The organism is Neisseria sp. Marseille-Q1983 (assembly GCF_018224585.1).
In the GTDB taxonomy this organism is placed as follows: Bacteria; Pseudomonadota; Gammaproteobacteria; order Burkholderiales; family Neisseriaceae; genus Neisseria; species Neisseria polysaccharea.
In genome coordinates, this window is the sequence record NZ_JAGTUI010000013.1 from 40,154 (window position 1) to 51,923 (window position 11,770).

Genomic DNA, 11,770 nt, shown 5'->3' on the forward strand with positions numbered 1-11,770 from the left:
CGGGGACGCGCGCCGTCAATTTCGCCGCCTGCTGTTTGCTCAGCTTGGCGGCGGGTATTTGATAAAAATACCGGGACGCAGCTTCCGCGCCGAAAACGCCGTAGTGCCATTCAATCGAATTCAGATACAGCTCAAAAATCCTGTCTTTGTCGGTAACGGCTTCCATCATCGCCGTAATGGCCGCCTCTTCCCCTTTGCGCAGATAGCTGCGGCTTTCGTTAAGGAAGAGGTTTTTGGCAAGCTGCTGGCTGATGGTCGATCCGCCTGCCTTCACTTCGCCGCTGTTCCGGTTGCGCCTGATGGCGTTTTGAATGCCGCCCCAATCGAAGCCGCCGTGTCCGGCAAAATGGGCATCTTCGGAAGCAATCAGGGCTTTTTTCAGGTTGGTGGAAATGCGGTCGTAGGGAACCCAGCGGTAATCCAGGGCGACATTGCGTCCTTCTTGTTCAAATTGCTTCATCCGCATCGACATAAAGGCGGTTTGATGCGGCGCGACGGCACGGTAGGTAATGATGTTGCCGTACACATAAGCGTTGAAAAAGATAAAGATGCCGATGGGCAGGGCAATCAGCCATTTGATGATGCGGAACATGGTTACAGGGCTTTCATGTGTTCGATAACGGGGCGGATATCGGGCGTAAACCCGCGCCAGAGGGAGTAGGAAGCGGCAGCCTGACCGACCAGCATACCCAGGCCGTCTGAAACTTCGGCCGCGCCGTTGCTTTGGGCAAAGTTCAAAAACGCCTGCGCCGCGTTGCCGTAAACCATATCGTAGGCAAGGCGGCAGTTGCGAAAAATTTCAGGGCTGACGGCAGGAAGCTGACCGCTCAAGCCGCCGGACGTGCCGTTGATGATGATATCGAAACCGCCGTTTAAATCCTCCATCGGGACGGCTTCAATGCCGAAAAGCTGCGCCAATTCCTCGGCTTTGGCGTGGGTACGGTTGGTAATGACGATACGGGCAGGGCGGTGTTCTTTCAATACCGGAATTACGCCGCGCACCGCGCCGCCTGCGCCCAAAAGCAAAATGGTTTTGCCCTCGATGGCAATGTTTTTGACCTGCGTGATGTCGTTGACCAAACCGATACCGTCGGTATTATCGCCGCGTATTCTGCCGTCTTCCAACCACACCAGCGTATTGACCGCACCGGCAGCCAAAGCGCGGTTCGAATGCTCGTCCGCTAGTGCAAAAGCTTCCTGTTTGAACGGTACGGTAACGTTTGCCCCGCAACCGCCTGTTTCAAAAAATGTCGAAACCGCCTGCGCGAAACCGCCGATGTCGGCGCAAATGCGTTCGTATTCAATGTCAACGCCTTCCTGAAGGGCAAATTGTTGATGAATCTGCGGCGACTTGCTGTGGGCGACGGGGTTGCCGAAAACGGCGTAGCGGGGGAGGGCGGTCATGGTCGTGTTCCAAAAGACGGGACGGCTATTTTATAACGGCGGCGTACAGATGGAAATGATGCCGTCTGAAACGGTTGTCAGGTAGCATGACAGAATGTTTGTTTCTTGAAAAAAGTCGTTTTTTTTTTGTTACAATTTAACTTTATTTTGTTGACAAGGACGAAAGGGTCGGACATGAAAAAGATGTTGTGCTTGGCAGTATTTGCATTAGGGTTGGCAACGCCGGCGGTGGCGGCGGATTGGGTGTGGGTAGGTACTGGCAATGACAGTAATGCTGCCATGTTTGGTGATGCAGACAGTCGTACGGACAATAGAGCATGGTTCGAACAAAGGTACGCAAAGTCGCAAAAGCATGACAATGGAAAATTTTTTAATGTAATTAAAGGGTTGGAAGAAATGGATTGCAGTGGTAAACGTCATAGGACTTTGACGTTAACGTGGTATTCCAAATCGGGAAACTCTATCAGTTCTTACACACCATCCTATGCCGAATGGGATTATGTCATTCCCGGTACGGTTGGAGAGAATGCGTACAAATTTGTCTGCAACCACTATCCCCGTTGACCGTTTTCAAATCAAACAACAGATGCCGTCTGAACTGCTTTCAGACGGCATCTGTTTTGTCGGCATTCGGACAAAAGGGCGGGTATTCCGCTTTTGAACAGACAAACCGAAGCATATTGTTGACAATCTTGCCGTCTGAAACTATATTTTACAGCTTGGAATTTGACGTAGGGCCAGTTTCAGACGGCATGGACGTGGTAGAATCATGCTGGCTTTGAGCTAATCTGCCGCGTTCCGCATATTTTGCTATTTCCCTTTTCCAGGAGCTGAAAAATGTCTATTAAAAACGTCGTAAAATTGATTGAAGAAAGCGAAGCCCGCTTTGTCGATTTGCGCTTTACCGATACCAAAGGCAAGCAGCACCACTTTACCGTGCCTGCACGCATCGTGTTGGAAGACCCCGAAGAGTGGTTTGAAAACGGTCAGGCGTTTGACGGTTCGTCTATCGGTGGCTGGAAAGGCATTCAGGCTTCCGATATGCAGCTGCGTCCCGATGCGTCCACAGCCTTCGTCGATCCTTTTTATGATGATGTTACCGTCGTCATTACCTGCGATGTCATCGACCCTGCCGACGGTCAGGGTTACGACCGCGACCCGCGCTCCATCGCACGCCGCGCCGAGGCCTATTTGAAATCTTCCGGTATCGGCGACACGGCATACTTCGGCCCCGAACCCGAATTCTTCGTCTTCGACGGCGTAGAGTTTGAAACCGATATGCACAAAACCCGTTACGAAATCACTTCCGAAAGCGGCGCATGGGCAAGCGGCCTGCACATGGATGGTCAAAACACCGGCCACCGCCCTGCCGTCAAAGGCGGTTATGCGCCCGTTGCCCCGATTGATGAGGGACAAGACCTGCGCTCCGCGATGGTAAACATTTTGGAAGAACTCGGCATCGAAGTCGAAGTCCACCACAGCGAAGTCGGTACCGGCAGCCAAATGGAAATCGGCACGAAGTTCAGCACACTGGTCAAACGCGCCGACCAAACCCAAGACATGAAATACGTGATTCAAAACGTTGCCCACAACTTCGGCAAAACCGCTACCTTCATGCCTAAACCCATCATGGGCGACAACGGCAGCGGTATGCACGTTCACCAATCCATTTGGAAAGACGGTCAAAACCTGTTTGCAGGCGACGGCTATGCCGGTTTGTCCGATACCGCGCTCTACTACATCGGCGGCATCATCAAACACGCCAAAGCCTTGAACGCGATTACCAATCCGTCCACCAACTCCTACAAACGCCTCGTGCCGCACTTTGAAGCGCCGACTAAATTGGCATACTCTGCCAAAAACCGTTCCGCTTCCATCCGCATTCCGTCCGTGAACAGCAGCAAAGCACGCCGCATCGAAGCACGTTTCCCCGATCCGACTGCCAACCCATACTTGGCGTTCGCCGCCCTGCTGATGGCGGGTTTGGACGGTATTCAAAACAAAATCCATCCGGGCGACCCTGCCGATAAAAACCTGTACGACCTGCCGCCGGAAGAAGATGCATTGGTGCCGACCGTTTGCGCCTCTTTAGAAGAAGCATTGTCCGCCCTTAAAGCCGACCACGAATTCCTGCTGCGCGGCGGCGTGTTCAGCAAAGACTGGATCGACAGCTACATCGCCTTTAAAGAGGAAGATGTCCGCCGCATCCGCATGGCGCCGCACCCGCTGGAATTTGAAATGTATTACAGCCTGTAAGCACGTCGGGTTTTCAGAAAAGCAATGCCGTCTGAACACAGTTTCAGACGGCATTTTGCATTTGAACGGCAAAACGGCGGAGCAGGGACGGTGTTTTTCAGCGGTTGGGCGATATTTGCTACAATAGGCTTTTATTTCTTGGCTGTTTGAACCATGACTGTATCGAAATCAGGTTTTATCGGGCAAATCTTTTCCCGCAATATGCTTGTCTGTATTTTTACGGGGTTTACCTCGGGGCTGCCGCTGTACTTTCTGATTAACCTGATTCCGGCATGGTTGCGCAGCGAGCAGGTGGATTTGAAGAGCATCGGGCTGATGGCGCTGATCGGTCTGCCGTTTACTTGGAAATTTTTGTGGTCTCCGCTGATGGACGCGGTCAGGGTTCCCATTTTGGGCCGGCGGCGCGGGTGGATGCTGTTGACGCAGGCAGGTTTGCTGGCGGCTTTGGCGGCATATGCCTTTTTAAACCCCCGGAATCATCTGCCGCTGATTGCCGGCTTGTCGGTGCTTGTCGCTTTTTTTTCCGCCAGTCAGGATATTGTATTAGATGCGTTCAGGCGCGAGATTTTGTCGGACGAGGAATTGGGTTTGGGCAACTCGGTTCATGTGAACGCCTATAGGGTTGCCGCCCTGATTCCTGGTTCATTGAGTTTAGTGTTGGCAGACAGGATGCCGTGGTCAGAAGTATTTGTTATCACTTCATTATTTATGCTGCCCGGCCTTCTGATGACGCTGTTTCTCGCGCGCGAACCCGTGTTGCCGCCTGCCGTTCCTAAAACGTTGAAGCAGACCGTGGTAGAGCCGTTTAAAGAATTTTTTACGCGCAAGGGCATCGCTTCGGCGGTATGCGTGCTGCTGTTTATCTTCCTTTACAAACTCGGCGACAGTATGGCAACCGCGTTGGCAACGCCGTTTTATCTGGATATGGGTTTCAGCAAGACAGACATCGGTTTGATTGCGAAAAATGCAGGACTGTGGCCGGCAGTGGCGGCAGGTATCTTGGGCGGCGTGTGGATGCTGAAAATCGGCGTAAACAAAGCCTTGTGGATATTCGGCGCGGTGCAGGCTGTAACCGTTTTGGGGTTTGTATGGCTGGCAGGGTTCGGACATTTCGACACGGTCGGTACAAGCGAGAGGATGATGCTGGCGGCGGTTATCGGTGCAGAGGCAGTCGGCGTGGGGTTGGGGACGGCGGCGTTCGTATCGTATATGGCGCGCGAGACCAATCCCGCATTTACCGCAACGCAGCTTGCGCTGTTTACCAGCCTGTCCGCCGTTCCCCGTACGGTCATCAATTCCTTTGCCGGTTATCTGATTGAATGGCTCGGTTATGTACCGTTTTTCCAGCTATGTTTCATACTTGCCCTTCCGGGTATGCTGCTGTTGCTGCAAGTTGCGCCTTGGAACGGGGAAAAAACTCAGGATGCAGGCAGATGAACGCGTCAAATTGGAGCGTTTACCTGATATTGTGTGAAAACAGTGCGTTCTATTGCGGCATCAGCCCGAATCCGCAACAGCGGCTTGCCGCCCACGCTTCCGGCAAAGGCGCGAAATATACCCGCGTATTCAAACCGGTGGCGATGCGTATCGTTGCAGGCGGCATGGATAAAGGCACTGCGCTCAAACAGGAAATCGCCGTCAAAAAACTGACCGCCGCACAAAAACGGAAATTGTGGGAACAGGCAGAAAAAATGCCGTCTGAAACCTGACGGTTCAGGTTCGGACGGCAGTTGGCAGCAATCAGCAATCAGGGAAAAGCAGGGCAGGCGGTAAGGGAAACCGACGTTTCAACACACAAGACGGCACATAAAGCGTCGCCCTATGAAAGTGAAGGCATATATCAGTATTTTTTATACGTCAACAGAAAAGAATACGATGAACTGTTTGTTGGATTTGTATTGATTAATCAGTATATTTTTTATGCTGGGGTATTTTCCCTTATCGGTATCCCTTCTTTTATGAGGATGCCTACCGCTCATATAAAGAACGGGGAAGGCCCGATGGGAAAATATGATACAGCCTTCGATATTGCACAATATGTCAACTTATTTATTTGTTTTATAATGTGTATTTCTGTTTTTTGGATTGTGGTTTTCAATTTATAGCGAATTGGATTTGGAATATACAGCATTGCAAAAAGCGTTTGACTCTCCAATGCCGTCTGAAAACCGGTTTCAGACGGCATTGGCGTTCAGTAAGAAAGGTCGCGCCTGCCGCCCGAACGTCTCGCCGCAGCCTCTGTATAACGGCGCACCTCTTTTTCCAAATCTTCCAAGTTCAAAGGAAAATCAGGCAGTCTGTCTCCCTGTTTCTCTTCGCGGACAATCCGCCCGCCATCCAAAAACCACGTCTGTTGCATATGATAGGTCTCCATATCCGCCGTTACGCCATCCGCTTTCAATGCTACCGTCGAAGATTGTGCAATAAAAAGATTTCCGTTTTTCAAATAATATTCGAAACTCTGGCGTTTTTTCCCATTGTCGAAACTCCAATAGACTTTCTGCGGCAGACCGTCCGCATCATAGCCGACCACAAGACTGTTCGCCTTCATCCCCGGGGGCATCAATTCCCGCATATTCTGATAAAACACATAATCGCGCGAGTCCGACGCAATCCGGTTGCTCTCTTCGCGGAAGTCCCAAACCTTCTGCTCATCATTCGCGACATCCCGGTATTTCGCCAAATATACCTGAGCCATCTGATAACACCCGAGACAATGCTCATAAACATCTTCCCCGATTTTCCCGCGCCCCGCCGCATCAAATACCGAACCGTCCGGTTGCCAAATAACCCGATATTCTCCTGTCGTTTCATAATTTTCCCCGTGAACCGTTCCGCCGTACACATTTACAGAAAACGGACGATCGTTCCGATACAGATATTCGGCATTAACAAACGCTTCCGGCGAACGTTGCAAAAGCGAAACCGCAACCAAACCGCCCTCGCCGATATAGTAATCCAGCCAGACCTCTTCCCCATGTTCCTGCTCCGTTACGTGAAACCATTTCGCCTTTTCTTTCAAACGACTGAGCCGGATAGCGAGCGCGAGATAATCCTTCTCCGACTGCAACGGACCGTCATCCGCAGTTTCGTCAAGACTTTCCTCCGTCCTTATCGATTCCTTCACGATGACAACCGCCCTGTCGGCATTTCGGAACAGGCGGGCAAGTTTCGCCACAAAAGCATTCGGATTTTCAGGTATTTCAGTTGCCGTATCGCTCAAAAACCAACGCGGATTAATCTCATAGGCAATACCCGTCCCCAGCCAAAAGGCAAATACAAGTGCAAAAAATGACAACAATACCGGTTTGAATTTTTTAAACATATTTATTTTTCGTTTAAAAGGATATATCGATTATATCAGACGAGCTTTGATTGTTTGATTTTTAATCTAATCTACGGTTGCTGCCGTACTTTTTCGGAAACAAATTGGGTAAAACTAAAAATATCCTTAACGATTTATTTTTCATAGGTTGTCGCCCCCTCCAAATTGCGTGCCAACAACTTCGGCAAAATCAAGCCGGCAAGCCCCTGCATCCTGTGCTAATCGGAGAAAATGCCGTCTGAAAGCCGAATACCGCTTCAGACGGCATTTGCCAGATTTGACCTTGCCGGTGCTTACGGACGCTTTTTAAATATAAAGAAGGAAATATCGTCTAACGCATCTTCGGCAAAACCTTGAAAATCCGGATTACCTTGTTTTGAGCGCAATAAAGCAATCACTTTATCGCAATCGCCGATATTTTCATGCATCCTGGCAAGATGTCCAAAACAGGTTAATGACAATCTGGCAATATCCAAGTCTTTATGCTTCGACAACTCCGTCAATTTCTCAGAAATCCAAGGGATTTCATCCTCCTCCGAGCTGAAGGTCATACCGAGCATACCGTCAATAACACTCTGTTTATTTTCAGAATAAATCATCTTTTCTACTTGTTCCTTATCAGCCATCATTTTTTGTCCATTTAATTAGTCGTTTGTATTAAATTGCCATTATTTATTTTCCAATTTACTTTATAACTATCTTCATAATAATCTAATTCAAAAAAACCTGATATTTCAATATCCAATTCCATTATTGTTTTAATACATTTTTCAAAATAAATAATGAAATAAGATTTTACGCATGCACCAAAAAAAATATAGCTGCTCCAATTAAAACTATTTGTCGGGAAAACCCACCCACTTTTATATATTTTTGCAGATTCTTTCTCTTCGATATTGAAGGGACAATTATTCCAAAAATTATTAATGTTTTCTTGGATGATTTTTATATCATCGTCAGAGCATTCAATCCATCCTTTTATAGAAACATATGATGCCATGTTTAATCTCCTAAACCTGTTTTAACAATGCCGCCTTTTGATTCAATATATGACTTAACTTGTGAATGAACACCGTGCCTGTTCCGTACAGCAAGCACAGGTTGGATTAAGATTCGACAATCTGTTTGGATTGACAGAAAGGTCGTCTGAAAAATCGATTACGGTTTCAGACGACCTTTTGTTGTTGAGTTCTCAACCCAACCTATGCCTGCCATTAATGTTATTCATCGTAGTAAGGTTCTGTTGAATAATTGTCTTTGCCTCCGGCAATGATAGTAACAATTTTCCCTTTTGCTTCCCAAGCTTGTACTCCTATTTCATCAAACTCATAGACATATGTCGGATAAGATTCATTTGATAAATAATATTTATCAACACCGTATGATTTAGGGTGATGGAAAAGCTGTTTAAAATCTTCAAAATTCAGACCTATTATATTAACGCCCATAAAATATAGCTCCTGATAACAAAATATCGAAATAATTTTGTTTTTTTTTTTGACGGAAATGAGTAAATTTGAGTCGGGAGATTCATAATATTCTGTTCCAAACTCATCAGGAGGTTCATACATAAAAGTTTCCAGTATGTTTTTGTACTGTGTTATATCCGCACCAAAACGGAATATTCCTACAGAAGTAAAAGGTACAAATTCGGGAGTTTTAACGACCGCGTCGACCATGCTCTTCTCCTTTTGCTTTTCGATTGGCATTTTGATTGCCGGGTTTTGCTATTTTTTGTTGTAATAATCAAATCGCACGTTGACTATGTCTTTCTCGGTAAAAATATAACGGAGCATTGTTTTAAGCCTTTCATAACGTTCATTAATTCCTACGCTATCAGGTAGCCAAGGGGAAGCTTTAATTTCAAAAAGTTTCCAATTTGGAACCATTAAGAAATCAATAATGGTACCGATTCCAATGACAACATATCTTGGTATATCCATCGGATAAGGATATTTTTTTCTAACCTCAATTAAATCATTCTCCAACTTCCAATATTCTTCATCATCCCATACCCCGTCATCATACCATTTGCCAATAAATGAATTTTCGTCATACCCCTCAAAATAAGGAACGTTTCTTATAATATCCTTGAACTCACACATAATAATGTATCTCCAATATAATTAAACTTTTCATCTCAATCTACCTTTACTATGTTGTATTGGAAAGTAAAAAAATTTCCAGTCCTCTACATCTAAATCAGTAAAAATATAACGAAGCATTACTCTGAACCTTTCATAACGCTCATTAATTTTGACACTTTTAGGCAACCAAGGAGAAGCTTTAATTTCAAAAAGTTTCCAATTTTGAACCATTAAAAAATCAATAATGCTACCGATTCCAATCACGATGTCCCTTGGTATATCCATCGGATAAGGATATTTTCTCCTAACCTCGATTAAATCATTCTCCAATTTCCAATATTCTTCATCATCCCACACCCCGTCATCATACCATTTGCCAATAAATGAATTTTCGTCATACTCTTCAAAACAAGGGATGTTTCTTCTAAAATCCTTGAACTCGCACATAATAATTAATCTCCAATACGATTTAGGTTTTTATCAAATGTACCGTTTCTTGTTTCTTTTCTGTAATGTTATTCATCGTAGTAAGGTTCTGTCGAATAATTGTCTTTGCCCCCGGCAATGATAGTAACAACTTTCCCTTTTGCTTCCCATGCTTGTACTCCTATTTCATCAAACTCATAGACATATGTCGGATAAGATTCATTTGATAAATAATATTCATCAATACCGTATGATTTAGGGTGATGGAAAAGTTGTTTAAAATCTTCAAAATTCAGACCTATTAAATTAACGCCCATAAAATATAGCTCCTGATAACAAAATATCGAAATAATTTTGTTTTTTTTGACGGCAATGAGTAAATTTGAGTCGGGAGATTCATAATATTCTGTTCTAAACTTATCAGGAGGTTCATACATAAAAGTTTCCAGTATGTTTTTGTACTGTGTTATATCCGCACCAAAACGGAATATTCCTACAGAAGTAAAAGGTACAAATTCGGGAGTTTTAACGACCGCGTCGACCATGCTCTTCTCCTTTTGCTTTTCGATTGGCATTTTTTGTAATATTTCTGATTTTTCGCTCAATCTTTAAGCGTTCATTTTTGGACATTCCGGGAATAATTTTATTTTCTAATTCAGCAATTCGTGATTCCGCTGATATTTGACTTCGACCGCCATCTCCATGTTTTTCATTCTTGGAGCTTCCTGTTCTTTTTGGCGGACACGCATTATGAACCCAAACCCCTTCCGTTTCCGCCCTATCACCCTTGACGAAGTAAGTATGCCAGTCGGAGACGGTCAGATTGTAGGCTTGCAGCGGTTCCGGTTTGACGGTAATGCTTTGAACCGTCTGTTCCGCGCCGCTTTCAGACGACAACCTGTTTCCCGCTTTCAAATCCTCTGCTTTAACCCATTTGCCGTCCGAATAAAATGGGTGGATGCGGTTGGAAATCAGGGTTTGGCTGTTGCCGATGTCGTCTGAAACTTTAATGTAAATGGTTTCCTGATACGGATTGCCGTATTGGGCGGTAACAGGTTTGTATCCCGTTACTCCGCTTGCCTCGTCCTTGGCGAAGACACGGTCGCCGACCCGGATACGGGCAATAGCTTTGTAGCCGTCTGCCGTTTTAACCAAGGTGTTGCCGTGGAAGGAGCAGGTGTAGGATTTTTGAAGAACTTAGTTCTCAATATCCTGTTTCAAATGAAGGAAAGGTCGTCTGGAAATTAAAAGCAGTTTCAGACGACCTTTTGATTGTGGGATTTTCAGCCTAACCTATACTTACTCAACTAAACTGTCAATCAATTCTTTTATGTCATTACGGGTCAGTTCCATACCCGGTTCACCGATAAGTGCTAAATCATAGATTATATTACGAGATTCTGGAGAATTATCTTTTGACCAAGCATACAGAAAATCAAAAGCAAGATTCGCAATTTTTTCATCCGAAGCGTTTTGATTGAACAATCTGAGCAGTTCAGAATATGCGTATTGTTGAGTTATTTTTTCCATGAATCTAATTCCTGTTTTGTTGGTGGATAATGCTGAGAGGTTACACTTTGTCCGTTAATTGATTTAGGATGAACCATAGTTACGTTCCCGCTATGGTCATAATTTTCCGTCCATTGTCGGGTACTGCCTGTTTTAGGATTATATTCTGTAACAAAGCTATTACCCCTCGTTCTTCCCTCGGTTCTAGCAAATCGCTCAGCTTCATAATACCTGATTCTCCCATCAGGTAAAGTTTTTGTCCTAGACGCACTATTTTGAGCATCTTCCAAACCTGACAATTTCTTAGCTAATGCCGATTGGGCATTGGCAGAATGCGCATCCCCATATTGCTTGTATTTGGCTTGTGTGGCAACGGCAAAATCCCCGCTGACCTTCGCCTTCCCCGGTTTTGCCGCCTTTGCCAACTTCGCGGCTTTGGCTGCTTTTGCCGCCTTTGCCGCCTTTGTCAGGTTTTTGACTTTGGCAAACGGCAGGACGTTGACCAGGGCTTCGACGGTTTCGGCGGCATTGGGGTTTTCCTGCATCCACTGGTCAACGGCTTCGCCCGCGCTGATAAAGGGGTTAAGCGCGCCGGCGGCGACGCCGTTGATAAACTCCATGCTGTTGCCCCAGCGGTCGAGCTTGGCATTGTGCTCGAACATTTTTCTGTTGGCTTCATCGGCGCGGTCAGAGAAATTGCTGCCGAGATTGTTGTAGTTGTCGGATATGCGTTGCCGGATGCTGCGGGTGTCGGTCGGATTGA

General features: G+C 46.2%; 17 protein-coding genes and 2 pseudogenes. 6 read left to right on the top strand and 13 right to left on the bottom strand.

What is annotated here, in order from left to right; translation table 11 throughout:
* Both mtgA and aroE read right to left on the bottom strand, forming a co-directional pair.
* The coding region (gene mtgA, locus KEM39_RS04620; RefSeq protein ID WP_211709655.1) for a monofunctional biosynthetic peptidoglycan transglycosylase at positions 1 to 592 on the bottom strand (592 nt) is incomplete at its 3' end.
* 2 nt (positions 593 to 594) lie between these two features.
* Positions 595 to 1,404, bottom strand: a complete 810-nt coding sequence (gene aroE / locus KEM39_RS04625) for a shikimate dehydrogenase (protein WP_211709656.1) — start codon at positions 1,402 to 1,404, stop codon at positions 595 to 597.
* 174 nt (positions 1,405 to 1,578) lie between these two features.
* Here aroE and KEM39_RS04630 point away from each other — a divergent pair, with 174 nt between their 5' ends.
* The 6 genes from KEM39_RS04630 to KEM39_RS04650 all read left to right on the top strand — a co-directional run bounded on the left by KEM39_RS04630 (position 1,579) and on the right by KEM39_RS04650 (position 5,765).
* Positions 1,579 to 1,968, top strand: a complete 390-nt coding sequence (locus tag KEM39_RS04630) for a surface-adhesin E family protein (RefSeq protein ID WP_211709657.1) — start codon at positions 1,579 to 1,581, stop codon at positions 1,966 to 1,968.
* A gap of 273 nt (positions 1,969 to 2,241) precedes the next feature.
* On the top strand, positions 2,242 to 3,660 hold the full coding sequence (gene glnA / locus KEM39_RS04635) for a type I glutamate--ammonia ligase (RefSeq protein ID WP_211709658.1): 1,419 nt from the start codon (positions 2,242 to 2,244) through the stop codon (positions 3,658 to 3,660).
* A gap of 24 nt (positions 3,661 to 3,684) precedes the next feature.
* Positions 3,685 to 3,810: a hypothetical protein gene (locus KEM39_RS11840; RefSeq protein WP_300990003.1), complete on the top strand. Its 126-nt coding sequence runs from the start codon at positions 3,685 to 3,687 to the stop codon at positions 3,808 to 3,810.
* Positions 3,811 to 3,813: 3 nt separating this feature from the next.
* A complete protein-coding gene (locus tag KEM39_RS04640) occupies positions 3,814 to 5,097 on the top strand; it encodes an AmpG family muropeptide MFS transporter (RefSeq protein ID WP_003676519.1) in 1,284 nt (427 codons plus the stop codon).
* Positions 5,094 to 5,369: a GIY-YIG nuclease family protein gene (locus KEM39_RS04645; protein WP_003711175.1), complete on the top strand. Its 276-nt coding sequence runs from the start codon at positions 5,094 to 5,096 to the stop codon at positions 5,367 to 5,369. The genes KEM39_RS04640 and KEM39_RS04645 overlap by 4 nt, the downstream gene beginning before the upstream one ends.
* Positions 5,370 to 5,390: 21 nt before the next feature.
* Positions 5,391 to 5,765, top strand: a complete 375-nt coding sequence (locus KEM39_RS04650; RefSeq protein WP_211709659.1) for a hypothetical protein — start codon at positions 5,391 to 5,393, stop codon at positions 5,763 to 5,765.
* 86 nt (positions 5,766 to 5,851) lie between these two features.
* On the opposite strand, the gene KEM39_RS04655 is transcribed toward KEM39_RS04650, so the two are convergent.
* The 11 genes and pseudogenes from KEM39_RS04655 to KEM39_RS04705 all read right to left on the bottom strand — a co-directional run.
* The gene (locus KEM39_RS04655) at positions 5,852 to 6,985 is read right to left on the bottom strand and encodes a hypothetical protein (RefSeq protein WP_211709660.1); all 1,134 of its coding nucleotides are present in this window, start codon (positions 6,983 to 6,985) and stop codon (positions 5,852 to 5,854) included.
* A 293-nt stretch (positions 6,986 to 7,278) separates the two neighbouring features.
* Positions 7,279 to 7,614, bottom strand: a complete 336-nt coding sequence (locus KEM39_RS04660; protein WP_002235455.1) for a hypothetical protein — start codon at positions 7,612 to 7,614, stop codon at positions 7,279 to 7,281.
* Positions 7,615 to 7,625: 11 nt separating this feature from the next.
* Entirely contained in the window at positions 7,626 to 7,985 is a 360-nt protein-coding gene (locus tag KEM39_RS04665; protein ID WP_002245438.1) for a hypothetical protein, read from the bottom strand.
* 2 nt (positions 7,986 to 7,987) lie between these two features.
* Positions 7,988 to 8,065 (bottom strand): annotated as a pseudogene (locus tag KEM39_RS11990) (restriction endonuclease fold toxin); the annotation flags it as partial.
* A gap of 140 nt (positions 8,066 to 8,205) precedes the next feature.
* Positions 8,206 to 8,664 carry a hypothetical protein gene (locus KEM39_RS04670; RefSeq protein WP_211709662.1) on the bottom strand — a complete coding sequence of 153 codons (459 nt, stop codon included), beginning with the start codon at positions 8,662 to 8,664 and terminating at the stop codon, positions 8,206 to 8,208.
* A 48-nt stretch (positions 8,665 to 8,712) separates the two neighbouring features.
* Positions 8,713 to 9,090 carry an immunity 41 family protein gene (locus tag KEM39_RS04675; protein WP_002216453.1) on the bottom strand — a complete coding sequence of 126 codons (378 nt, stop codon included), beginning with the start codon at positions 9,088 to 9,090 and terminating at the stop codon, positions 8,713 to 8,715.
* 30 nt (positions 9,091 to 9,120) lie between these two features.
* Entirely contained in the window at positions 9,121 to 9,519 is a 399-nt protein-coding gene (locus KEM39_RS04680; RefSeq protein WP_002239521.1) for an immunity 41 family protein, read from the bottom strand.
* A gap of 68 nt (positions 9,520 to 9,587) precedes the next feature.
* Positions 9,588 to 10,043 (bottom strand): hypothetical protein, encoded by a 456-nt coding sequence (locus KEM39_RS04690; protein ID WP_003680258.1) that lies wholly within the window; start codon positions 10,041 to 10,043, stop codon positions 9,588 to 9,590.
* 184 nt (positions 10,044 to 10,227) lie between these two features.
* Positions 10,228 to 10,653: pseudogene (locus KEM39_RS04695) on the bottom strand (HINT domain-containing protein); the annotation flags it as partial.
* A 144-nt stretch (positions 10,654 to 10,797) separates the two neighbouring features.
* Complete coding sequence (locus KEM39_RS04700) at positions 10,798 to 11,028, bottom strand: hypothetical protein (RefSeq protein ID WP_002259487.1); 231 nt, start codon at positions 11,026 to 11,028, stop codon at positions 10,798 to 10,800.
* A partial coding sequence (locus KEM39_RS04705; RefSeq protein WP_211709663.1) for a MafB family polymorphic toxin occupies positions 11,016 to 11,770 on the bottom strand: 755 nt, incomplete at its 5' end. The genes KEM39_RS04700 and KEM39_RS04705, both read right to left, overlap by 13 nt.